General features: G+C 38.5%; 26 protein-coding genes. 2 read left to right on the top strand and 24 right to left on the bottom strand.

Annotation, left to right across the window (positions count from 1 at the left end; genetic code table 11):
• Positions 1-159 precede the first annotated feature (159 nt).
• Positions 160-588: a YwpF family protein gene (locus tag I5435_RS02630; protein ID WP_103977440.1), complete on the top strand. Its 429-nt coding sequence runs from the start codon at positions 160-162 to the stop codon at positions 586-588.
• A gap of 95 nt (positions 589-683) precedes the next feature.
• Positions 684-1,655: a nuclease-related domain-containing protein gene (locus I5435_RS02625; protein ID WP_108030607.1), complete on the top strand. Its 972-nt coding sequence runs from the start codon at positions 684-686 to the stop codon at positions 1,653-1,655.
• 346 nt (positions 1,656-2,001) lie between these two features.
• On the opposite strand, the gene I5435_RS02620 is transcribed toward I5435_RS02625, so the two are convergent.
• The 24 genes from I5435_RS02620 to I5435_RS02505 form a co-directional block, all read right to left on the bottom strand.
• A complete protein-coding gene (locus I5435_RS02620) occupies positions 2,002-2,391 on the bottom strand; it encodes a hypothetical protein (RefSeq protein WP_024362919.1) in 390 nt (129 codons plus the stop codon).
• 111 nt (positions 2,392-2,502) lie between these two features.
• On the bottom strand, positions 2,503-2,886 hold the full coding sequence (locus I5435_RS02615) for a hypothetical protein (RefSeq protein ID WP_024362918.1): 384 nt from the start codon (positions 2,884-2,886) through the stop codon (positions 2,503-2,505).
• Between the two features lie 170 nt (positions 2,887-3,056).
• On the bottom strand, positions 3,057-3,500 hold the full coding sequence (gene fabZ / locus I5435_RS02610; RefSeq protein WP_337983182.1) for a 3-hydroxyacyl-ACP dehydratase FabZ: 444 nt from the start codon (positions 3,498-3,500) through the stop codon (positions 3,057-3,059).
• 131 nt (positions 3,501-3,631) lie between these two features.
• On the bottom strand, positions 3,632-3,916 hold the full coding sequence (locus tag I5435_RS02605; RefSeq protein WP_024362916.1) for a DNA-directed RNA polymerase subunit beta: 285 nt from the start codon (positions 3,914-3,916) through the stop codon (positions 3,632-3,634).
• A 38-nt stretch (positions 3,917-3,954) separates the two neighbouring features.
• Positions 3,955-4,794: a flagellar hook-basal body protein gene (locus I5435_RS02600; protein ID WP_024362915.1), complete on the bottom strand. Its 840-nt coding sequence runs from the start codon at positions 4,792-4,794 to the stop codon at positions 3,955-3,957.
• 25 nt (positions 4,795-4,819) lie between these two features.
• Positions 4,820-5,653 (bottom strand): flagellar hook-basal body protein, encoded by an 834-nt coding sequence (locus tag I5435_RS02595; protein ID WP_024362914.1) that lies wholly within the window; start codon positions 5,651-5,653, stop codon positions 4,820-4,822.
• Between the two features lie 21 nt (positions 5,654-5,674).
• Complete coding sequence (locus I5435_RS02590; protein WP_024362913.1) at positions 5,675-6,670, bottom strand: rod shape-determining protein; 996 nt, start codon at positions 6,668-6,670, stop codon at positions 5,675-5,677.
• A gap of 167 nt (positions 6,671-6,837) precedes the next feature.
• Complete coding sequence (locus tag I5435_RS02585) at positions 6,838-7,098, bottom strand: sporulation transcriptional regulator SpoIIID (RefSeq protein WP_004269485.1); 261 nt, start codon at positions 7,096-7,098, stop codon at positions 6,838-6,840.
• 133 nt (positions 7,099-7,231) lie between these two features.
• Positions 7,232-7,888 (bottom strand): M23 family metallopeptidase, encoded by a 657-nt coding sequence (locus tag I5435_RS02580; RefSeq protein WP_025218588.1) that lies wholly within the window; start codon positions 7,886-7,888, stop codon positions 7,232-7,234.
• Positions 7,889-7,925: 37 nt separating this feature from the next.
• Positions 7,926-8,870 carry a stage II sporulation protein D gene (gene spoIID / locus I5435_RS02575; RefSeq protein WP_443136935.1) on the bottom strand — a complete coding sequence of 315 codons (945 nt, stop codon included), beginning with the start codon at positions 8,868-8,870 and terminating at the stop codon, positions 7,926-7,928.
• 343 nt (positions 8,871-9,213) lie between these two features.
• Complete coding sequence (gene murA / locus I5435_RS02570) at positions 9,214-10,527, bottom strand: UDP-N-acetylglucosamine 1-carboxyvinyltransferase (protein ID WP_024362909.1); 1,314 nt, start codon at positions 10,525-10,527, stop codon at positions 9,214-9,216.
• Between the two features lie 402 nt (positions 10,528-10,929).
• Positions 10,930-11,169: a DUF1146 family protein gene (locus tag I5435_RS02565; protein ID WP_024362908.1), complete on the bottom strand. Its 240-nt coding sequence runs from the start codon at positions 11,167-11,169 to the stop codon at positions 10,930-10,932.
• 58 nt (positions 11,170-11,227) lie between these two features.
• The gene (locus tag I5435_RS02560) at positions 11,228-11,635 is read right to left on the bottom strand and encodes a F0F1 ATP synthase subunit epsilon (protein ID WP_024362907.1); all 408 of its coding nucleotides are present in this window, start codon (positions 11,633-11,635) and stop codon (positions 11,228-11,230) included.
• A gap of 24 nt (positions 11,636-11,659) precedes the next feature.
• On the bottom strand, positions 11,660-13,075 hold the full coding sequence (atpD, locus tag I5435_RS02555) for a F0F1 ATP synthase subunit beta (protein WP_024362906.1): 1,416 nt from the start codon (positions 13,073-13,075) through the stop codon (positions 11,660-11,662).
• 49 nt (positions 13,076-13,124) lie between these two features.
• Positions 13,125-13,982 (bottom strand): ATP synthase F1 subunit gamma, encoded by an 858-nt coding sequence (gene atpG, locus I5435_RS02550; RefSeq protein WP_024362905.1) that lies wholly within the window; start codon positions 13,980-13,982, stop codon positions 13,125-13,127.
• Between the two features lie 47 nt (positions 13,983-14,029).
• Complete coding sequence (gene atpA, locus I5435_RS02545; RefSeq protein WP_024362904.1) at positions 14,030-15,538, bottom strand: F0F1 ATP synthase subunit alpha; 1,509 nt, start codon at positions 15,536-15,538, stop codon at positions 14,030-14,032.
• 28 nt (positions 15,539-15,566) lie between these two features.
• A complete protein-coding gene (locus I5435_RS02540) occupies positions 15,567-16,103 on the bottom strand; it encodes a F0F1 ATP synthase subunit delta (RefSeq protein ID WP_024362903.1) in 537 nt (178 codons plus the stop codon).
• Positions 16,100-16,618 carry a F0F1 ATP synthase subunit B gene (gene atpF, locus I5435_RS02535; RefSeq protein ID WP_024362902.1) on the bottom strand — a complete coding sequence of 173 codons (519 nt, stop codon included), beginning with the start codon at positions 16,616-16,618 and terminating at the stop codon, positions 16,100-16,102. The genes I5435_RS02540 and atpF overlap by 4 nt, the downstream gene beginning before the upstream one ends.
• Positions 16,619-16,796: 178 nt before the next feature.
• On the bottom strand, positions 16,797-17,021 hold the full coding sequence (atpE, locus tag I5435_RS02530) for a F0F1 ATP synthase subunit C (RefSeq protein ID WP_004269474.1): 225 nt from the start codon (positions 17,019-17,021) through the stop codon (positions 16,797-16,799).
• Positions 17,022-17,084: 63 nt separating this feature from the next.
• Positions 17,085-17,795, bottom strand: a complete 711-nt coding sequence (gene atpB, locus I5435_RS02525) for a F0F1 ATP synthase subunit A (RefSeq protein WP_024362901.1) — start codon at positions 17,793-17,795, stop codon at positions 17,085-17,087.
• Between the two features lie 34 nt (positions 17,796-17,829).
• Positions 17,830-18,201 (bottom strand): ATP synthase subunit I, encoded by a 372-nt coding sequence (locus I5435_RS02520; RefSeq protein ID WP_024362900.1) that lies wholly within the window; start codon positions 18,199-18,201, stop codon positions 17,830-17,832.
• Positions 18,202-18,737: 536 nt separating this feature from the next.
• Entirely contained in the window at positions 18,738-19,859 is a 1,122-nt protein-coding gene (gene wecB / locus I5435_RS02515) for a non-hydrolyzing UDP-N-acetylglucosamine 2-epimerase (protein WP_024362899.1), read from the bottom strand.
• A 194-nt stretch (positions 19,860-20,053) separates the two neighbouring features.
• The gene (gene upp / locus I5435_RS02510; protein WP_024362898.1) at positions 20,054-20,683 is read right to left on the bottom strand and encodes a uracil phosphoribosyltransferase; all 630 of its coding nucleotides are present in this window, start codon (positions 20,681-20,683) and stop codon (positions 20,054-20,056) included.
• Positions 20,684-20,809: 126 nt separating this feature from the next.
• Positions 20,810-22,963 (bottom strand): EAL domain-containing protein, encoded by a 2,154-nt coding sequence (locus I5435_RS02505; RefSeq protein ID WP_337983180.1) that lies wholly within the window; start codon positions 22,961-22,963, stop codon positions 20,810-20,812.
• Positions 22,964-23,221 lie beyond the last annotated feature (258 nt).

Raw genomic sequence — 23,221 nt, 5'->3', positions numbered from 1 at the left:
TGTTAGGTTTTTTTATTGTGTGGAGGTCAGACGGCAGTAAGTGTTACACCCCATTTTTAAAAAGATAAATTTAGCATCTTTTCATATTTTAAGAAGACAGTCTTAGCTGTAATTGATTATGTTATACTAAAAGGAATGACCGACTTAGGAGGATACATAATGAAAACATTTAAAATGCTTTCTTTTGACCTTGTCACTCAAGATGGCATGCAAGCATTTCCTTTAGTCGATGGCATTATTATTAACCAGGAAAACAGCCATCAATCTTGGATTCTTGAATTGTTTATCGATCGGCAATATCGTCCGATTTTTGATGAGTTATTAGCGAATGCTACAGTAGTTGATGTTCGTGCAGTTATTTCATTTCCTGATAATGAACCAGCTCCATTTCGGGTAGTTGTGCATACTGTCCAAGAAATTGGCGAGCATGTTTCTGTGCTTTTAAAAGGGACGTTAAAAATTAAGCGTTCTAAATACGCTGAACAATTACTCGCTGATCTTTTAACAGAAGGTGTGTCACAAGTAGAATTACTAGACCGCTTCTCAAAAGGAATGAAAGAGCGGCCAAAACTTAAAAATGATGAATGAGCAGCGATACGTTTAAGGACGTATCGTTTTTTTGTACTGGACAGTTTGAGATTTTTGGATAAAATATGGTGTAAAAAACATAGGGGTGAACGTCAATGAATATAGTCATACGTGAGAAGCCGTTAAAGTTGTTATGGTATGAGGCTTTACTACGACGCTTATGTGATGGAGATCGAGATGCTAACTATTATAGCGAGCAATTTCGAAGGCTTGATGCTGGCTTTGCTGGTGAAAAACGAGTAGACCGAGAATGGCATGAATTAGTATGTCCAAATACTTTTGCTGTATTGCATAATGTTGTACTTGTCAATGCTGCACAGCATTTTCACCAAGTTGATACACTCTTTATTTGTAAGCATTTTATGTTCGTTGTGGAAATTAAAAATATACACGGTCGTCTGAATTTTGATGCTACGACACATCAATGCACACGCACAAAATCTGATGGCACAGTGGAAGGTTTTGCAAATCCCATTACGCAAATTCAACGTCATATGCAATTCATTAAAATTATATCTAAAAATTATTCTCTCCCCATTGAAGGTGCAGTTATTTTGTCTAATCCGTCAGCTATAATTGCAAATCATCCAAAATCCGTCCCTATTTTTCATGTGTCAGGGCTACAAAGTCATATCCAAACTCTTTTTGAAAAGTATCCAACACCTATTTTAACGAATGAGCAATTAACCCGTTTTGTACAACTAATTAGAGCGCAGCATCAACCACAAGAAATACTCCCTCGTATAGATACTTCGAGATTCCGACATGGCGTACTTTGCCCAAAATGCCGATACAAAAATCAAATGCACTTTTACAGAGGCGGTTGGAAGTGTCTAGCATGTCACTATACAAGCACCGAAATTTTTGCAGAAGCCTTGCAAGATTATCGATTGCTCGTAAGTCGTACAATCACCAATAGTCAATTACGTGCGTTTTTCGGTATTACTTCTAGTGATGCTGCTAATCGTTTATTACGAAAATTTCAATTTCCTAGCACTGGTACTTATAAAAATCGAATCTACTATCTTCCTGATAATTTAATAGAATATATGAAACCGTTTTTTTAATGCTACTTTGGGGGAGATTGGGGTAGTTGAATGTTTGAAGTTATGTTTATCGGAGGTTTATCTTTGTTTCGCGGGTATTCTCCTTCATTCCGCGGATAAACAAGCTGCTTTCGCGGGTATCTCCATGCGTTCCGCGGGTAAACGTTCTACTTTCGCGAGTATTCTCCTTCATTCCGCGGGTAAACGTTCTACTTTCGCGGGTATCTCCATACGTTCCGCGGATAAACTTTCTACTTTCGCGGGTATTCTCCTTCGTTCCGCGGGTAATCATATCATTCCCGCATATACCTTCATTCCATAATCATAAAGAAAAAAGTGATTCCGGTTGAACGGAATCACTTTGTTTTTAAGGGTTAGTCATTGTATTGCGGTCTTCTCTCATAGTGCCGTTGTTTCGTTCAACACCATTTACACCATTGGCATTTGGTACGTTGTCATAGCCATTTGTGCCATTGACATCCGCATTCGAACCTGGTGTTGTTGCTTCTGGCATAACAGTATTTTCTCTTACTGTGCCATCATTTACAGTACCGTCGTTAACAGTACCATTGTTGACGTTACGATCGTAGACATTGTGATTCTTATCTGGATCGACAACATCTTCTACATCGTTAACACCTCGTTTAACGTCGTTTTTCACGTTCTCCATTGGGGTTTCAGCTGCATTATTACCCCAGTTACAACCTCCAAGGAATACTGTAGCAAGGATAATGGCTAAAAATGACATTTTCCACATATAAAAAACCTCCTTTCTTGAGTACTATGTCATCAAATACAACATGTGCATTTGTGATCCTACATAGATTGCCCGAGAAAGGAGGGAACTATCCGATTTTTTGTGCAAAAACTATTTTTGTTTATCTTTCAGTAATTGCTCAATGTATGCAGCTTCTGCTTTACAATTATAGGTATAGTTTGTACCTAATTCTTTTTGTAAAGCTTCGATTGTTTCGACTTGTTTAGCGGTTGGTTCTTCATTTAAAATTTTTGCAATTACTTCATCGATTTTTTGTGCCATCTCTTCATGGAATTCAGTACTCATCAAAACATCGGCTGGGATTTTTTCGATCCAAGCGGCATTTTCCTGAAAATAAGACTGCCAGCTAGCAATGAAGTCTTCCATAGAAAAGCGCTCTTCTTCCCAACCAATACTTGCTAAGTATGATTCAAAAGATGTTGAAATCGAACGCGTAATGCTAATTTTAACACCTGAAGACAATTCCTTATACATCTATATAATCCTCCTACTTTTTAAAAAACCTAAAATTACATGTATTTCAATTCACAATACTATCTATGCCATCGCATTAAAAAAACTAAACTAAATTCTGTCAAAAAAAATTGACAATAAGAACACTATTCGACAAGATTATTTTATAACTTTTAGCCTATAATTGCAAATTAAGGCTGTTTTGGTTGTTCAGGCCCTATTGCAAATAAAATATCTGCCTCACAAACTAGCTCGCCATCAACGGTAGCTACAGCATGTCCTTTGCCTATTACACCGCGCAGTTTAACGAATTCTACTTCTAATCGTAGCTGATCTCCCGGTACTACTTGGCGCTTAAAACGAGCATTATCGATTCCTGTTAAAAATACTAAACGTCCTTGATATTGTTCTGATTTTAATAAAGCGACGCCACCTACTTGCGCCAATGCCTCTACAATTAAAACACCTGGCATAACAGGATATCCTGGAAAATGTCCATTAAAGAAATCTTCGTTAATCGATACATTTTTGATACCTACTGCACGCTTGCCTACTTCTAATTCCACAATACGGTCTACAAATAAAAATGGATAACGATGTGGTAAAATTTCTTGAATTTGCTCTGCTGTTAACATTTCTTTTCCCCCTCTAAGTATGTATATATACCTTACGTCCAAAAGAGGATGTAGGTTTCAACGTATAATCGCTTTTAAAATTAAAATACTCGATTTTTTATGTGAAACACAAAGTATGGTAAAGAATATTATTATTCTTTACCATTCATAATGTCAAATATATGTTGCCATGTTTCTAATTTAAAGACATCCATTGCTTTTCCTTGACCAATTACACTGTAGCCGACCATTGTACCTAAAATAGCGGCAACAACGATTAAAACAAGAACAAGTACAACTCGTAACCAAATCGGAATCAGCCGTATTTGCACCCATCGAACCTCGCGTTGCTCTCCGTTTGAGCGACGTCCCTTTTCTTCTGGTGGCGTTTCGGTTTCTTGTGTCGGCACAGAACGTCGACGTGAATCGTTTGTCATAGATATTGTACCCCTTCATTTCTTACTCAATAATGCACTTATCTAACACCATTAATAAGCCCTAGCATTTGGTCAGCTAGTGTTACAGCTCTTGCATTAAATTGATAAGCACGTTGCGTTTCGATTAAATCTGTCATTTCCTTCGACAAGCTCACATTCGATAATTCGAGTGCTTCATTTTGCATGCCGATTTGTTGACGATTTGCTCCTTGTAACTCTGTTACAACTTCTGCTTGTGTATATCCTAGCTCTGCTAAGTTATCTGGTAAGCCTACATATGTACCAGAAATATGCTCCATTAGTTGCGGCTTTTGGAATTCCGTTACTGCTAAATCCGTACGAATAACATCACCATTGGGATATGTAGCTTCTAACATGCCTCCATTGCGAACAATAAAACCTTTTGCATTATCAGGTAATGTAATAGGCTGTCCATTTGCATCTGCCACTGGATAACCATCTGTATTGACAAGCATCACCGTTCCATTATTTAAAGGTGATAAATAAAAGTCACCTTGACGAGTATACACTGTTTTTGTGCCATTTTCACCATCTGGCATTAAAATGTTGAAATATTGCTTTGGTTTTGTAAAAGCGAGATCCAAATCGCGATCTGTTGTTTGAAGCGAACCTTGCTTATGATTTGTTTGAATTTGTCCAAGCTGTGCTCCAGAGCCATAACGGATGCCTACTGGTGATTGACGCACAGTTGGGTCCTGTTTATCATTATTAAATTGCTGATACATAAGTTCGTTGAACGTTGCTTGACGTGTTTTATAGCCATGCGTTCCACTGTTAGCAATATTATTACTAATTGTATCTAATTTATTTTGCAATTGCCCCATTGTATTTGTTGCCGTAATCATTGTTCGTAGCATGTGAAAACGCCTCCTGTTCGCTTAATTATATTTTACCGATTTCATTTACAGCCTTTTCCATACTTCGATCATACGCTTGCAACACTTTTTGGTTTGCTTCAAAAGCTCGGTATGCTGTCATTAAATCTGTCATTGTGCGTCCAGAGTCTACGTTTGAGCGCTCTAAAAATTTTTGTCCTAATGTAAACGATACACCATTTGCACCGTAAGCGGTCGGCAAGGCTTCTCCGTTTTCTGTACGAATTAAGCCATTATCTTGTTTACGTAGCATGTTCGGATTGGCCGCAAAAGATACACCTACGCGCGCTACTTGCTGGTTATTCACATAAATTCCACCGTCCTGATCAAGACGGAAATCATCATTTGGTAGCTGGATGCGTTGTCCATTATCAGATAACACGTAGAGACCTTGACCATTTACTAAATAGCCTTGACCATCTAATGTGAAATTCCCGTTACGTGTATAGGCTTCTCCACCGTCTGGATGTGCTAAACGGAAGAAAATTGAACCAGAGACACCATCTTCATTTTGAGGTAAGTTTCCATCGATAAGGGCCATATCTGTCGTTAAATCCGTGCTATAGATTTGACCTTGTATGTAATTTGGCAATGTTTCTTGCATATATATCCCTGTATTGAGTGCACCAACTTGACTCATATACTGTGAGCCAGCTTGCTGATTGGCGGGTGCATTTGTTTTTCCTACGCTGGACATTAGCATATCTGGAAACGAACGGATGGTAGATTGATCTGCCTTAAATCCAGGTGTACTTGCATTTGATAAGTTGTTTGTCAGTAATTCTGTTCGTCTTTGTTGTGCTATCATACCTGTTGCTACTGTATAAAACCCTTTAAACAAAGGAATCACCTCATTGTATTTTTATAGTGATGCTGGAACACGATCAATATTTTCTAACATAATGCCAGTGCCAATTGCAACACAATCCATTGGATGTTCAGCAATAAAGACTGGAACTTTTAACTCTTCGATTAACAGTTGGTCCATTCCGTGTAATAATGCGCCACCACCAGTAATAATGACACCACGGTCAATAATATCTGCTGAAAGCTCAGGCGGTGTTTTTTCTAACACGTTTTTCGCCGATTGTACGATCATGGCTACTGATTCATGTAATGCACGTTCAATTTCCTCTGAATGAATTGTAATTGTACGAGGTAAGCCTGTTACCATATCACGACCGCGAATATCCATTGAGTCGTTACGTCCACCTTTGAAGACTGTGCCAATCGTGATTTTGATAGCTTCGGCTGTACGCTCACCAATTAACAATTTATATTCTTTTTTAATATATTGTAAAATATCATTATCAAAAACGTCGCCCGCAACCTTAATAGACTCACTTGTTACAATGTCACCCATAGAAAGAACTGCGATATCTGTAGTACCACCACCGATATCCACTACCATATTGCCACTTGGTTGGAAAATATCCATCCCAGCTCCGATTGCCGCAACTTTTGGTTCTTCCTCTAAATATACTTTTTTACCACCAGATTTTTCAGCAGCTTCGCGAATCGCTTTTTGCTCTACACTTGTAATATTTGTTGGACAGCAAATCAATATACGTGGCTTTGTTAAAAATCCTTTTAGATTTAATTTATTGATGAAATGTCTAAGCATCGCTTCGGTAACATCAAAGTCTGCAATTACTCCATCGCGTAATGGCCGAATTGCTGTTATATTACCGGGCGTGCGACCCACCATTTGACGAGCTTCTTCACCTACTGCTAATACCTTATTTGTCTTTTTATCTATTGCTACCACAGATGGTTCGTTTAGGACGATTCCTTTGCCTTTAACGTGGATTAATACGTTCGCAGTTCCTAAGTCAATGCCTATATCCTTCGAAAACATTTTTTAAATTCTCCTTCCCGCCAGTTCCAACTACATAACGTTCCTATTGTCTATTTATCTAGAATATTTTATCACACCCCATTGGTAATTTCACCTAAATTTAGTTATTCCGCTTGTTTTCCTTCAATTATATGTACACAAATAGAAATGTACAAAAAAAGAACGAATCATTCTTGACTCGCTCTTTCTTTCCACTTGTTTTTCGTTGCCTCTCCTCCACGAATATGACGTACGGCTTTATGGTAGGCGAGAATTTCTTTCACTTGATCAGCTAATCCTTCATGAATTGTTGGTAATCGCTCAGTTAAATCTTTGTGCACCGTACTTTTAGAGTAACCTGTCATTTTCGCGAGGACACGCACAGTTTCACGCGTCTCAATCAGTAATTCACCGAGGCGTATGCAGCGCTTCCGAATGTGCTCGTGCACGTTCTCGTCCTTTCCACACAATTTCACAAAATGGCTTTGGCATCAGATGCACGTCTGCGCATTTCTTCACCTTATGTGAGGACAAAGCTATTCAGAACACGATTTGCACTTTCTCGTTAAATTGCTGACTTTTTTAAAATCCTAGGAATTTTTTCGGATTAACGTATTTACCGTTTTCTAGAACTTCAAAATGCATGTGAACGCCAGCTGCTTGATTCCACTCATTGTCAGTCGCTTTTCCAAGTGCCTGACCTTGTGCTACTTCATCGCCTTCTTTCACAGCGATATCTTTTACTGAACTATAATGCGTTTGCACACCATTTGCATGCTCTATGACGATTTTATTACCTGTGAACGCATCTAGCTTTACTTCTAGTACTTTACCAGTTAACGCAGCAACTACTTCGAATTCCTCTCCATTCATAGAAAGGGAAATGCCTGATGAAGTTGTAAATGTTTGATTGAATACCATTAAGGCATTCTCACGTGACTCTTCTTTTGCTTCTACATCATAAAATTCCTGTGAAACTTGTACTTTACTAAGCTCTGCTTCCTTGAATGGATACTTCATTGTTTCTGTTTTTGCATTTGTTTCAACTACTGGACCTGGGTCTACTTGCGCTACATCTGGTAATGGTGCTTCTTCTTTTGTCACGAGACTATTGTAACCAAATAACATACCTGCTAACATTAATGCACCACCCGCGTATACCGCCGGCCAAAACCAAGGTTTTTTCTGCAATTGTCCTTTTTCATTTTGAGAAGTTTTACTATTTTTATCCTCTCTCATTTTCATCACCTCTAGTTGCAGTGTGAACAACTAGAAGCTATTTTAAACATGCATCTATTTTTTTTATCTCAATTTGTTGATAATAATAGTGTAAAATCTCTGAAGCGCTCTTTCCTTCACGTGCCATCGCATCTGCACCGTACTGGCTCATACCAACGCCATGACCATATCCTTTCGTTGCTACCTGAACCTTACCCGTATTCTTATTATATGAAATTTTAAAATCTGTTGATGGTAATTGTAAGAGTGTTCTAACCTCTCTGCCCGACCATCCATTTTTACCTAATTGCAGGCGTTCTACACGCTCTGAATCATTTAGAAACACTTGCATACGATTGAAATCATTCGCCTGCCATTTAACTGGCCACAGCGCATTCCATTCGGCTAACGTCCATTCTTTTATTGTTGCAAACTTTGGAGAAGCTTGATCGGACATACTTGCAACGCTTTGTAAATACGGTAAGTCATTCCCACTGTAACCGTAAGCACTCTCTGTTTTACCATTGCTCGTTGAGTGAAACATCGCCGTAATTAATTCATTATTATATAGAAGAACTTGTCCTTCTGTTTCCGTAATGGCTTCGACAATTTTCTTTTCATTTCCCGGGAAATTGCTAGTCCAATTGGCTTTTCTTTGTTCTTTATTGTAGTAGACTTGCCTTGCAACAGTAGGTGCAATGGCTTTTTTACCGTAATTTGTCGTTTTCAGCGCATAGGTTCTGGCAGCAATGGCTTGAGCTTTTAAAGCTTCTTTATTAAAGGACACGGGCATTTCTGCAGCTACTACACCAACTATATACGTTTCTAAAGGAATTTTTTCCTTCTGTCCCTCCACTTCTATGAATATTTCACAGGCGTTTTCCGTCTTTTGTGGGGAGTTGTTAGAATAATCATCGATTCGTCTCTCACTGAATGCTACTGGCATCATATATAATGCACCAATTAAACAAATCACAGCAATTATCATTATCCAATTTTTCATAAGGAATAATATGCGAGTACTACAGAAAATATGAGCGTTCCCTGATTACGGGAGTTCGTTTTGCTTTGGTTTGTGAGGGGTATTGTGTTTCGCGGGTATTCTGCATTGTTTCGCGGGTAAATCTCTCTGTTCCGCGGGTATTTCACTTCGTTTCGCGGGTAAATCGCTCTGCTCCGTGGGCATCTCTTCGTTTCGCGGGTAAATCTCTCTGCTTCGCGGGTATTTCACTTTGTTCCGCGGGTAAACCTCTCTATTCCGCGGGTATTTCTCTCTGCTCAGCAGGTATCTCTCTTTGCATTAATTAAAAACCTCTTTGCTTATGCTGAGCAAAGAGGTTTTGTTGTTAGTTTGCTGGTAATTCGATTGTTGTTTTTTCTTTCGGTGTAACATCCATTGTTGTTACACGTTCAATATTTGCACCAAGTGATGCTAATTTGCCATGGAAGTCTACGTAACCACGGTCTAAGTGATGGAGTTTTGTCACTCGTGTTATTCCTTCAGACACAAGACCTGCTAAAATTAGGGCTGCCGCTGCTCGTAAATCTGTTGCCATAACCTCAGCTCCCTGTAGGTTTACTGGTCCTTCGATAAACACAGAACGTCCTTCGATTTTAGCACCGGCATTCATGCGACGGAACTCTTCAACGTGCATAAAACGATTTTCAAAGACTGTTTCTGTAATGATACTCGTACCTTCAGCAGTTAACATCAACGCCATCATTTGCGACTGCATATCCGTTGGGAAGCCTGGATGTGGCATTGTTTTAATGTCTACAGCTTTTAATGTTTGCGGTACGTGGACACGTATTCCTTCATCAAGCTCTGTAATTTCTACGCCCATTTCGCGCATTTTTGCGATTAAAGCCGTCATATGTTCAGGCACAGCATTTTCAATCGTTACATCACCCTTTGTAATCGCAGCTGCTACCATAAATGTACCTGCTTCGATACGGTCAGGAATAATATAATGCTCTGCTCCATATAATGTGTCAACACCTTCAATACGAATCGTATTCGTACCTGCGCCGATAACACGGCCACCCATACTATTAATGAAGTTTGCAAGATCTACAATTTCAGGCTCTTTTGCTGCATTTTCAATTACTGTCGTTCCTTTTGCTAAAGATGCAGCCGTCATAATATTTTCTGTTGCACCGACACTTGGGAAATCTAAATATACATTCGCACCTTGTAAACGACCCTCTACCTTCGCTTCCACATAACCGTGCCCAAATGAAATTTTTGCACCCATTGCCTCAAAACCTTTTAAATGTAATTCAATTGGACGTGAACCGATTGCACAGCCACCTGGTAAAGCAACTCGTGCAAAGCCGTTTCGTGCAAGCAAAGAACCCATCACTAAAATGGATGCACGCATTTTACTGACATATTCAAATTGAGCTTCACTTGAAAGTTCTTTTGTTGCGTCTATATATACAGTATTGTCTTCTGGTATATATGTAACATCAGCGTTTAGACTTTTTAGTACTTCATTTATGGTATAAACATCTGCTAAGTTAGGGACTTCTTTAATTACATTTTCTCCTTTTGAAGCAAGTAAAGCTGCCGCCAGGATTGGTAACACTGCATTTTTTGCGCCCTCTACACGAACTTTCCCCTGTAGCTTTTGGCCGCCAGTCACTATAATTTTATCCACCTTACGTCCCTCCGAATTCAATCTCTTAACCTATCGAAAATTTATTTTAAAAAAAGATGTATAATGTCATAATAAGTAAACAAACAACTCTATAGTACAACTTTTCACACGCTCGTTCAAGCGTCCAAATCACTATTTTAAGGCATTTATTGATATTTTGCTATTAATTTATTGTACGCATTATTTTTTTTTTTGTGAATGACCAATAACACGGTAAAATATGTAAATCCCTAAGCCCTTTTTTCAAAAGTTCGTGGATACTATATTTCCGTTTCCATAGCTTATTAAACCTCTCAAGTACATATTTCAAAGGACCACATAAGTGAACTTATGGAGCCCTTCGAAATATGCACATATGAATTACGCATCCGTTACTTTATAGTTAGTTGTCACTAGCTAACTTTAAAATAAGTAAGGGAGTTTTCCAGACCAACTTGAAACTTGTAGAAAGAAATTAGAGACTGCGGTCCCGATTGCAATGCTCAACAAAATATAAATCAACTGTATTTGAAATACTTTGTTTTTTTTAAACAATTTTTCTAGCATGAAGGCCTGCAAAGCGTAAAAAGTGATAGCAATAAAAAAGAGGTGCGATAGAATGCCCATTAAAGCTTCTTGCCCTACTGCTTCATAAATTCCCACATCGTGTCCCTCCATTTAAAAAACGGGCAGATATTACATCTGCCCGTTAAAAATTGAATTAGATATTACCCTCATGAACGTTGATACGATTCAACGCACGTTTTAATGCTAGGTCAGCACGTTTGAAATCAATGTTATCTTGTTTACTTTGAATTCGTCCTTCAGCGCGTTTAACGGCTTCTTTAGCACGTTGTACATCGATATTATCAGCAATTTCAGCAGAAGGTGCTAAAATTGAGATCTTTTCTGGACGAACTTCAATGAAACCACCGCTTACAGCAACAATCTCAGTTGAACCATTGTCCTTTTTCAGCTTCACTGCACCAATTGCAAGTGGAGCTACCATTGGAATATGGCCGGCAAGAACACCAATCTCACCTGAAGTTGTTTTCGCGATTACCATTGATACTTCAGAATCGTATACCGGGCCGTCGGGAGTGACAATATTGACTGTAACTGTCTTCATATTTTTTCCTCCTCGTCCCTAGTATTAAACCTCTACGCCCATGCTTTTCGCTTTTTCAACTACTTCTTCAATAGAACCTACTAAACGGAAAGCATCTTCTGGTAGGTGATCGTGTTTACCTTCAAGGATTTCCTTGAATGAACGAACCGTTTCTTTAACAGGAACGTAAGAACCTTTTTGACCAGTGAATTGTTCCGCAACGTGGAAGTTTTGAGATAAGAAGAATTGAATACGACGAGCACGTTCAACTGTTTGTTTATCTTCATCAGATAACTCATCCATACCTAAGATAGCAATGATATCTTGTAACTCACGGTAACGTTGGATTGTACGTTGTACGCCAGTTGCTACTGCGTAGTGCTCAGCGCCTACGATTTCTGGTGATAATGCACGAGAAGTCGAAGCTAATGGGTCAACCGCAGGGTAGATACCCATTTCAGATAATTTACGCTCAAGGTTAGTAGTTGCATCTAAGTGGGCGAAAGTTGTAGCTGGAGCCGGGTCAGTATAGTCATCGGCTGGTACATAGATCGCTTGAATAGAAGTTACAGATCCTTTGTTAGTAGATGTGATACGTTCTTGTAATTTACCCATTTCAGTTGCAAGTGTTGGTTGGTAACCTACCGCAGAAGGCATACGACCTAATAGGGCAGAAACCTCAGAACCTGCTTGTGTGAAACGGAAGATATTGTCGATGAATAAAAGTACGTCTGCACCTTGCTCATCACGGAAGTATTCTGCCATTGTAAGACCAGTTAAAGCTACACGCATACGCGCACCTGGTGGCTCGTTCATTTGACCGAATACCATCGCTGTTTGCTTGATAACGCCTGAATCGCTCATTTCGTAGAATAAGTCGTTCCCTTCACGAGTACGCTCACCTACACCAGCGAATACAGAGATACCTGAGTGCTCTTGTGCGATGTTATTGATTAATTCTTGGATTAATACTGTTTTACCTACACCGGCACCACCGAATAGACCGATTTTACCACCTTTAATGTATGGTGCTAATAAGTCTACTACTTTGATACCTGTTTCAAGGATTTCAACTGAAGTTGAAAGTTGATCGAAAGATGGTGCTTCGCGGTGAATTGAATCACGACGTGCATCAGCTGGAATTTCTTCACCTAAGTCGATTACTTCTCCTAATACGTTGAATACACGACCAAGAGTCACTTCACCAACTGGTACTGAGATAGCTTTTCCTGAATCTGTTACTTCTGCTCCACGTTGTAAGCCATCAGTAGATGACATTGCAATTGTACGAACAGAATCATCACCTAAATGAAGTGCAACTTCTAATGCAAGAGTTGTTGGTTCTTCATTAGGACGTTCAATCTTAACTGTTAATGAGTTATAGATTGCTGGTAATTGGCCATTGTCGAATTTTACGTCAACAACCGGACCCATTACTTGAATAACATGTCCTTTATTCATTACTGTGTACCCTCCTATCGTATTCTTATACGACATTGGTGAGCTGAGCCTATTCTAAGGCTGCAGCCCCACCAACGATTTCTGTAATTTCTTGTGTAATAGCTGCTTGACGTGCACGGTTATATTGCAATGAAAGATCTCCGATAAGATCAGATGCGTTATCAGTTGCATTTTTCATAGCAGTCATACGAGAAGCATGTTCACTTGCTTTTCCATCTAATAATGCGCCGTAAACAAGGCTTTCCGCATATTGTGGAAGTAATACTTCAAGAATTGCCTCACCAGATGGCTCGAATTCATAAGAAGCATTGCTGCTTGCAGGTGCAATATCAGTTAATGGAAGAAGTTTTTTCTCTGTCACTTCGTTAGCGATAGCACTAACAAAGTGATTGTAGTACATATAAAGTTCATCATACGTACCGTCAATGAACATACCAACAGCATTACGAGCGATTTCTTTAATATCAGCGAATGATGGTTGGTCAGGAAGAGCAACAACACTGCTAATAACATTATGATCACGTTTCACAAAGTAATCACGAACAACACGACCTACTGCTAAAATCACGTATTCGTCTTTTGATTTATGACGCTCGTTGATTGTACGTTGTACTTGACGTAGGATACTTGAGTTGTAAGCACCTGCAAGACCACGGTCAGAACCAATGACTAAGTAAGCTGTTCTTTTAACAGGACGAGCAGTTAACATTGGATGTCCACTGTCTTTTGTACCTGATGCGATAGCGCCTACTACGTCTTGAATTTTTTCCATGTAAGGAACGTAAGCTTTAGCATTTTGCTCTGCACGACGTAACTTTGAAGAAGAAACCATCTGCATCGCTTTCGTAATTTGTTTCGTACTCTTTGTAGAATTAATACGACCTTTTATTTCGCGTAAGTTTACCACTGGTATTTCACCACCTTTTGTTTTTAATCAAGCGACTATTTTCTTGCTTATTCTGATTTAGCGAAAGTTTTTTTGAAGTCAGTTAAAGCTGCTACGTATTCCGCATCAGGAGCAAGTTCTTTAGTAGTACGAACGTGATCTAAAACGTTTGTGTGGTTTGTATCTAACCAGCTTAAGAATTCACTTTCAAAACGAACGATATCTTGAACTGGAATATCATCTAAGTGACCTTTAGTTAATGCGTAAAGGATTGCAACTTGTTTTTCAACTTTAAGTGGTTTGTTTAGGTCTTGTTTAAGAACTTCAACCGTACGTTTACCACGCTCAAGTTTAGCAAGTGTGATTTTATCTAAATCTGAACCGAATTGAGCGAAAGATTCAAGCTCACGGAATGCAGCTAAGTCAAGACGTAGTGTACCCGCAACTTTTTTCATCGCTTTAATTTGAGCAGATCCACCTACACGTGATACAGAAAGACCGGCGTTAATCGCTGGACGTACACCTGAGTTGAATAAGTCAGATTGTAAGAAAATTTGTCCATCAGTGATTGAGATTACGTTAGTTGGGATGTATGCAGAGATATCCCCAGCTTGTGTCTCAACGAATGGAAGAGCTGTAATTGAACCATTTTGATATGTTTCATTTAACTTCGCAGCACGTTCTAATAAGCGGCTGTGTAAGTAGAAAACGTCACCAGGGTAAGCTTCACGACCTGGAGGACGGCGAAGAAGAAGTGAAAGTTCACGGTAAGCTGATGCTTGTTTAGAAAGATCATCATACACGATTAAAACGTGTTTACCTTGTAACATGAATTCTTCAGCCATAGATACACCAGCGAATGGTGCTAAGAATAATAATGGAGCTGGTTGAGAAGCAGAAGCTGTCACAACGATTGTATAATCTAAAGCGCCATGTTTACGAAGTGTTTCTACTACACCACGTACAGTAGATTCTTTTTGACCAATAGCAACATAGATACAGATCATGTTTTGGTCACCTTGGTTAAGGATTGTATCGATCGCTACAGATGTTTTACCAACTTGGCGGTCACCGATGATTAACTCACGTTGACCACGACCGATTGGTACAAGTGCGTCAATCGCTTTAATACCAGTTTGTAGTGGTTCATGTACTGATTTACGAGCCATTACACCGAAAGCTGGGCTTTCGATTGGACGAGATTTTGTTGTGTTGATTGGACCTTGTCCGTCCACTGGTTGACCTAGTGGATTTACAACACGACCAATTAGTTCTTCACCAACTGGTACTTCCATAATACGACCTGTACGACGAACTTCATCGCCTTCTTTGATGTCTGTGTATGGACCTAAGATTACGATACCAACGTTACCTTCTTCTAGGTTTTGAGCCATACCCATAACACCGTTAGAGAACTCTAAAAGCTCTCCAGCCATGGCGTTGTCGAGGCCATGAGCAAGAGCGATACCGTCACCAATACGGATAACTGTACCAACTTCGCTTACTTTAAGTTCAGATTCATAATTCTCAATCTGTTGTTTAATCAGACTGCTGATTTCTTCAGCCTTGATGCCCATGTATGTCACCTCTCACATTTCTAAATTATTAACCGATTAATTCACGTTTTAGACGCTCTAGCTTGTTCACTACTGAGCTGTCATAAATATGGTTACCGATTTGAACACGAATACCACCTAATAATGATGGATCGATTTCGTTTGTAATGTTTAATGATTGTTTCCCAACAAGTTTAGCGAATGCTGCAGAAATTTTAGCGCTTTCTTCAGCAGAAAGTGCACGAGTTGAGAATACAGTTGCATCTGCAGAACCTTGTGCTTGTGCAGCAAGTTCAGCATACGCATTCGCAATAAGCTTCACTTCGTTTACACGCTTTTTCTCAACAAGTAGTTGAACTGTGTGTAAAACTTCTGGCGTTGCACTTGCAAAGATTTCAGCAACCATTTGTTTCTTGCGTTCGATAGAGAACTTAGGCGCATTTAAAAGTGTTAAAAAATCAGGAGATTCATTTACAACTTTTGTTAACTCGTTTAAGTCTGCCCCAACTTCAGCAAGAATATTTTTTTGTTGCGCAAGTTCAAAAAGAGCTTGAGCGTAACGCTTAGCTACAGTTGAATTACTCATTGAGCTTCCCCTGCCTTCGCAATCGTCTCTTCAATTAGAGCACGGTTGTCTGCCTCAGAAATCTCTTTGCTAAGGACTTTAGATGCTGCAAGTACAGATAATGAAACGACTTCATCACGTACAGCTGCGATCGCTTTTTCTTTTTCAGACTCGATTTCACGTAAAGCCGATTCTTTTAAGCGGTTAGCTTCGTTGCGAGCTGCTGTAAGAATTTCTTCTTTTTGCATTTCGCCTTGCTTCTTAGCACCCTCAACAATCGATTGTGCTTCCGTACGAGCTTCTTTAAGAAGACTTTTTTGTTCTTCTAAAAATTTGTGCGAATCTTTGCGCGCTTTTTCAGCTGCTTCGATTTCACTTGCTACTAATTCTTCACGTTGTTGCATGATGCCCATTAATGGACCCCAAGCGAACTTTTTAAGAAGAAGCATTAATACTAAGAAGATGACTAATGTTGAGACGATATCTCCACCATTGAATCCTCCACCTGCACCAAGTACAAGATTGTCTAAAAACACGATTGTTTCACTCCCTTCAAGAGCTTTAACTTCAACATAATAGTTTGTAATACTTAAAAAACTTACCTATTTTAAAAAGCTATATTTGCACATAGCTTTTATCAGTTCCAAAATGAAGGGCGAAGTTTCATCTGGTGAATCCTGCTTCGCCACTAGTAAAATTCAGTATACAACTGAATTATTTGTTCATTACGATGAATGCTACTACTACTGCGATGATCGGTAAGGCTTCAACTAATGCAACCCCGATGAACATAGTAGTTTGAAGAACGCCACGAGCTTCTGGTTGGCGAGCGATACCTTCAACTGTTTTTGATACGATAAGACCGTTACCAATACCTGCACCAAGTGCACCTAAACCGATTGCGATTGCTGCTGCTAATAAACCTAATGAACCTGTCATTTTTAAATTTCCTCCTTGGAATTGTTTGTTTTTTTGGTTCAAGCATAAAATTTATGCTTTATATTAATGGTCATCGCTCACTTTATGAGCCATGTAAACCATTGTTAACATTGTGAAGATAAAGGCTTGGATAAAGCCGATGAAAATAGAGAAACCTTGCCATGCCATCATAGGAACAATTGCCCCTACGAACCCGATTGGTCCTGATACGGCTAATCCTGCGATTAATGCAAGTAAAATTTCACCTGCATAAATATTACCGTAAAGACGCAGACCTAATGTTAAAGTGTTTGCAAACTCTTCAATGATTTTTAACGGGAACATAAATGACATTGGTTTGAAGAATGTACCAACATAATGGCCTGTACCCTTCATTTTGATACCATAGTATTGCGTTAATACTAAAATCATCGCTGCAAGAGTCATTGTAACCGTTGGGTCAGCTGTTGGCGATTTCCACCAAAGTTGATGGTCATAGATGATAGAGAATGGAAGACCTAATAAGTTAGATACTGCGATAAACATAATAAGTGTGATACCTAGAATGTGGAATCGTCCACCCGTTTTCCAGTCCATGTTGCTTTGAATGATATTCTTTACGAAATCCATAATCCATTCCATAAAGTTTTGCATACCAGTTGGTTTTAACTTTAAGTTTCTAGTTGAAATAACTGCGATTAAAAATACGATAGTAGCTGCAACTAGTAACATCATAACTGTAGATAAGTTAAATGTTAAAAATCCAATGGTTACTAACGGAGCTTCATGATTCATTGTTATTTTTCACCTCTCTTTCTAATAAAGCACATTAGTGGTTCCTTACATGAGATACAATTCTCTCGACAAAGAGAAAAACGTACGGAATCATTAGCCCTATGACCGTGCTAATTAAGTGAAAATAGTTTGGCAACGAAATGGCTATAGCAACTGCCGCTACACCTGATCCAAAACGAAGTGCTGTACCAAGTGAACCTATTTTCTTCCCTTCACTAATGGAACGATCAAACTTCTCCATACGGCGAACTAAAATCCAAAAATTATACGTACCAAAAAATGCACCGATTGCGATGCCCGCAAAAACAGTTTGATAGGACGTAAAGCCCCAGCCTAATGCGCAAAGTGCGAGCAAAAAAAATAACGCTCTCTTCTGCACAGCAAAAATGTGATGCAAATCTAGCATTGGTTTGTAGTCTCCTGAATCATTTTTTCGAGTAAAGAAAACGTTTGCTGACCACTTTGTGAAATCAGAAAAGAGCAGTGAAAAACACTACTCACAGCGGAATAGTAATGGGGACGTCATTTGAAATTACAGGTGTAAATCCCTAATAATGCCTTACACCCCATACTTATTCGGTATAAAACCGAAACGCACAAAACGTTGCAAATCGACAGTGATGGTTTGTACTGTCAATTTAGTAGAAACTTGATATAACAAGTGTTTCAACGTCTATCAACGAATAGAAACCCTTATCATTCTTACCCTTTGTAAGCATACAATAGGTGATATTTGAAGTCAATTAGTAAAGGAGAAAAACTTCACAGCCACTATACTCTTGTCAAATTGTTGACAAATTTGTGTATAAACTTTCATAGATTCCAAAAGTTTTTTCGGAATAATGCAAAAAAAAGCTAATTTACGACATAAATATGCTCGTAAATTAGCGACGCATTTACCATTAGTTCTATTTACTCATTTTTTAAACTCAGAATGGTGTATTACTTGCTTTTTTGTAAAAAATCTAAGAGCGCTTCCACAATACGCTGTGAAGCATGCCCATCTCCATAAGGATTAGAGGCTTTTGCCATAGCTTCGTATGCTTCTTTATCCTCTAGTAATTCTTTTGCTAGAGAATAAATCGTTTCCTCTTCTGTACCTGCTAGTTTCAAAGTTCCAGCAGCAATACCTTCTGGACGCTCTGTTGTATCACGTAGCACTAGAACTGGCTTGCCTAATGATGGTGCTTCCTCTTGTACACCGCCAGAATCCGTTAAAATCATATACGAATTAGCAGCGAAGTTATGGAAATCAAAAACTTCAAGCGGTTCAATTAAATGCACACGTTTATTATCACCTAATATTTCGTTGGCAATTTCTCGAACAGCTGGATTCATATGCACCGGATAAACAACCTGAACATCCTCATGCTCCGCCAGCAGTCGAGTAATTGCTCGGAACATATGGCGCATTGGTTCGCCTAAATTTTCACGACGATGTGCTGTTAATAAGATCATGCGGTCATTTGCTATTTTCTCTAACACTGGATGTGTATAATGTTCACTCACCGTTGTAGCTAATGCATCAATAGCTGTATTGCCCGTTACATAAATCGTATTTGGATTTTTATTTTCGTCCAATAGGTTTTTCTTCGATACTTCAGTTGGCGCGAAGTGTAAATCGGCCATGACACCTGTCAACTGACGATTCATTTCCTCTGGATAAGGCGAATATTTATTCCATGTACGTAAACCCGCTTCAACATGACCAATGGCAATTTGATTATAAAATGCTGCTAAACTTGCAATGAATGTTGTAGCCGTATCGCCATGCACTAAGACAATATCAGGTTGCGCTTCTTTCATAACTTTATCTAAGCCTTGTAAAGCATTTGTTGTCACATCAATCAGTGTTTGACGATCCTTCATAATATTTAAATCGTAGTCTGGCGTAATCTTAAATGTTTCTAATACTTGGTCAAGCATTTGGCGATGTTGTGCTGTTACAGTCACAATCGATTCCACTTGCTCGGGATGCTTTTGTAATTCCAATACAAGCGGGGCCATTTTAATCGCCTCTGGTCTTGTACCGAAAATCGTCATCACTTTCCATTTTTTCGTCAAAACGATTTGCACCGTCCTTTGGTTATATTGTACGTTTAAAAAGCAATGCCCCTTCTTCACCTTGAAGTGCCAAGTTCGGGGGATGAATTGCCCAAACATACTATGAAACGTCCTTCAGTACTGAAGGACGCTTTCAAGTGCTATAAAGTTGCTGTTTATAAAACGATATTACTTCGTAAGCAATACACGCAATATTATTTTGTACCGAATAAACGGTCTCCAGCATCACCTAAACCTGGAACAATGTAGCCATGGTCATTTAACTTTTCGTCAAGTGCTGCAATATAGATATCCACATCAGGATGTTCGTCTTGAATCACTTTTACACCTTCAGGCGCAGCAATTAAGCACATAAATTTAATGCTTTTCGCACCGCGTTTTTTCAGTGAGTTGATAGCTTCCACTGCTGAACCACCCGTAGCAAGCATTGGGTCTACAATAATGAAGTCTCGTTCTTCAACATCTGCAGGCAATTTTGCATAGTACTCAACAGGTTTTAATGTTTCTGGGTCACGATAAAGACCGATATGACCAACTTTAGCAGCTGGAATAAGTTTTAATACACCGTCTACCATGCCGATTCCTGCGCGTAAAATCGGTACGATGGCAAGTTTTTTCCCAGAAAGAACTTTTGTTTTTGCAATGGTTACAGGTGTTTCAATTTCAATTTCTTCTACAGGCATATCTCGCGTAATCTCGAATGCCATTAATGTTGCTACCTCATCAACTAGCTCACGAAATTCTTTAGTTCCTGTATTTTTATCACGAATATAAGTTAACTTGTGTTGGATTAGTGGATGATCAAATACGTATACTTTGCTCAAAGGGGTTCTCTCCTAACCGTTCGGATTGATTTTTATCTCAACTAGTATAACAGAAAATATCAACTGTCTCAAAATTAAATTCGAGATATGCCCTTTTCTAGAGTGTTTGCTACATATACAAGCTAATTATACATCAAGTATAGTATCAAGTTGTGCAATTGACATTGGTTTATAATAGAAGTAACCTTGTCCGACTGTACAACCTAGCGCTCGTAAAATCTCAACCTGTTCCTCATTTTCTATTCCTTCCGCAACATATGTCATGCCTAAATTTAAAGCTAGCTGAATAATGGAACGTACAATGGCTAATGTTGCCGCATCTTTTATGTCATTAATAAAACTGCGATCAATCTTTAACTCTGTGAACGGTAATCGTTGCAAATAGCTCAGCGAGGAAAAGCCTGTCCCGAAATCATCCACCGATGTTTGAAAGCCATAGCTTTTTAATTCTTTGATAATGGTGAATGCAGTTTGGAAATCGACTAAACCGATATTTTCAGTTACCTCTAAAATAATATTGCTTGGATCAATTTTATATTTTTCAACGAGCTGGCGGATATCCCTTACAAAATGAAGATAGTAAAAATGATCTGGCGAAATATTGACTGCAACTTTCACCAGCTTCTTGCCTAATTGTTGCCGGTCTGCTAGCCATGCAAGTACTATCTCTAACACTTGACTATCAATCTCACGAACCTTACCTGCATTTTCTGCAACTGGTATAAACATAGCCGGCGATACAAAGCCGAGAATAGGTGAATGCCAACGAGCTAAAGCTTCAATACTTTGAATTTCACCCGTTCGTAAATCTACTTTCGGTTGTAGATTTACAGAAATTTCTTTATTTTTAAGTGCTTGTGATAAATGATTTAGAACAGTCATTTGTTGCTCTAGTAAATCGTTGCGTTCTTTTGTGAATATTTCCATATGTGTGCCTGGTTTGTTAGCTGCATAAGATAGTGCATTATCAGCAAATCGGATGGCATCAGCTATTTTTATTGCTTTATCAAAATAAGAAATTCCAGTTTTTAACGTAATATAAATGTGCTTACCATTTATTATAAAGGGCTGGCGTGTTAATTCTTTGATGCGTTGTTCATAGTCACTGAATTCTTCTTTATGTGTTACTTGAGAAATAATAAGACTCGAACTTGTAAATCGAGCAATATATTCATTAATTTCGGTTTTATGTTCTTGGAGGCGTCGAGCAACTTGCCTTAATAACTCGTCGCCCGCTTCTCGACCGTATAATTCAACGACTTGATGGAATTCACTAGGTTGTATTATTTTGATAAAGCCAATATGCCCACGTTGTTCTTCCTGTTCAATCTTATTTAAAAAACTATGTCGATTCGGCAAACCCGTTGTAATATCCTTATAGGCTAAATCCCATATCTTTCTTTGTGTTTTTGCATACGTAAATGCTAATGCAACAAGTGCACCTATTTTTTCAAACAACTTATTAAACAATGTACTTTCGCTTGAATATTGCGAAAATATCATAAACAAGCCAATCGCTTGTTGCTTCTGATTACGAATAGGGACAAACCATCCAATTTGTTTATTTGTTGTATTGGCAAAACGTTTAAACTCTATTGGAATAGCAATATCTTCTAAGTTATTTGTAATTATCGTCGATCCCTGTTGCATCACCTGTCTATAAAAGTCGTTCATCTCACAAAATTGTGGTACATGGTCACGCATCCTATTAGAAGTAAACACTTGAAGTTGATTGGATTCTGTTTTAATAAGTATTGTACTAAAGACAAATGGAATAAAAAATTCATCTATGCCGCTACAAATAGTGTCCATTTTTTTGTAAAATGGCTCGTCTTTTTCTATCGCTTCGTAGATGGCTCTCTCTAATTGCATTATAAAATCTTCTGTATGATAATACGTTATATCCTTTACAAGTACTAACACAAATAAAGTTTCATTATTATGACTTTGAAAAGGAAGGGTCTGCATCTCGGCCCAAAATGGCGGCTTTTCAAAGCGATGGTGATGCAACTTTGCTGTCACCATTGCTCCACTATGTATTTTCTCTGTTATCATTTCAACTGTTGTCGTTTGTAACTGATTTGAAAGCATCTCAAAATAATCTTTTTTGAGAATCTCTGTATGACTTGCATTTATTAGCATGCAAAAAGATTCATTGCATTCTAGTATACAATTTGTTTTAGCATCTAAAATAACGTAGCTTTCTTTTGATTGTTCACCTAAGTTACGAATTGTCGTTAATAATATACTATTGTGTATATCCATAGATTTAGTAACCATCCAACCCCTCCCGTCTCTATCCACCAACTATAACTTCATTATATATTGTACATAAAAATTCAATAAATTGTCACTTTTATAAAAAAATATTATCCTTTTCAGGACATTAGTTGTCCTCAGTGAATACAATATACCCTTTTATTATATATTTATGTAAAAAAACCCATAAATAAGATGATTTTATTTTTTGGGTAGCAAAAAAGTGATTATTGCAGATATATAAACAAAAAGGCCGTGGCTAAAGTGAACTTTACACTT

Source organism: Lysinibacillus sp. C5.1, assembly GCF_016350185.1.
Lineage (GTDB): Bacteria > Bacillota > Bacilli > Bacillales_A > Planococcaceae > Lysinibacillus > Lysinibacillus sphaericus.
The sequence above is the reverse complement of the archived record's forward strand: the minus strand, read 5'-3'. Positions and strand labels throughout refer to the sequence as shown.

Bases quoted from the DNA above. Each gene is read 5' to 3' on its own strand.
- I5435_RS02615 (WP_024362918.1), bottom strand. From the start codon at position 2,886: ATGTATAAGGAATTGTCTTCAGGTGTTAAAATTAGCATTACGCGTTCG.
- I5435_RS02600 (WP_024362915.1), bottom strand. From the start codon at position 4,794: ATGCTACGAACAATGATTACGGCAACAAATACAATGGGGCAATTGCAA.
- I5435_RS02540 (WP_024362903.1), bottom strand. From the start codon at position 16,103: ATGAGTAATTCAACTGTAGCTAAGCGTTACGCTCAAGCTCTTTTTGAA.
- atpA (WP_024362904.1), bottom strand. From the start codon at position 15,538: ATGGGCATCAAGGCTGAAGAAATCAGCAGTCTGATTAAACAACAGATT.
- I5435_RS02625 (WP_108030607.1), top strand. From the start codon at position 684: ATGAATATAGTCATACGTGAGAAGCCGTTAAAGTTGTTATGGTATGAG.
- I5435_RS02605 (WP_024362916.1), bottom strand. From the start codon at position 3,916: ATGACAAACGATTCACGTCGACGTTCTGTGCCGACACAAGAAACCGAA.
- fabZ (WP_337983182.1), bottom strand. From the start codon at position 3,500: ATGTTAACAGCAGAGCAAATTCAAGAAATTTTACCACATCGTTATCCA.
- spoIID (WP_443136935.1), bottom strand. From the start codon at position 8,870: ATGAAAAATTGGATAATGATAATTGCTGTGATTTGTTTAATTGGTGCA.
- I5435_RS02630 (WP_103977440.1), top strand. From the start codon at position 160: ATGAAAACATTTAAAATGCTTTCTTTTGACCTTGTCACTCAAGATGGC.
- I5435_RS02620 (WP_024362919.1), bottom strand. From the start codon at position 2,391: ATGTGGAAAATGTCATTTTTAGCCATTATCCTTGCTACAGTATTCCTT.
- I5435_RS02580 (WP_025218588.1), bottom strand. From the start codon at position 7,888: ATGAGAGAGGATAAAAATAGTAAAACTTCTCAAAATGAAAAAGGACAA.
- I5435_RS02505 (WP_337983180.1), bottom strand. From the start codon at position 22,963: ATGGTTACTAAATCTATGGATATACACAATAGTATATTATTAACGACA.
- atpB (WP_024362901.1), bottom strand. From the start codon at position 17,795: ATGAATCATGAAGCTCCGTTAGTAACCATTGGATTTTTAACATTTAAC.
- atpD (WP_024362906.1), bottom strand. From the start codon at position 13,075: ATGAATAAAGGACATGTTATTCAAGTAATGGGTCCGGTTGTTGACGTA.
- I5435_RS02590 (WP_024362913.1), bottom strand. From the start codon at position 6,670: ATGTTTTCGAAGGATATAGGCATTGACTTAGGAACTGCGAACGTATTA.
- atpE (WP_004269474.1), bottom strand. From the start codon at position 17,021: ATGACAGGTTCATTAGGTTTATTAGCAGCAGCAATCGCAATCGGTTTA.
- I5435_RS02560 (WP_024362907.1), bottom strand. From the start codon at position 11,635: ATGAAGACAGTTACAGTCAATATTGTCACTCCCGACGGCCCGGTATAC.
- I5435_RS02520 (WP_024362900.1), bottom strand. From the start codon at position 18,201: ATGCTAGATTTGCATCACATTTTTGCTGTGCAGAAGAGAGCGTTATTT.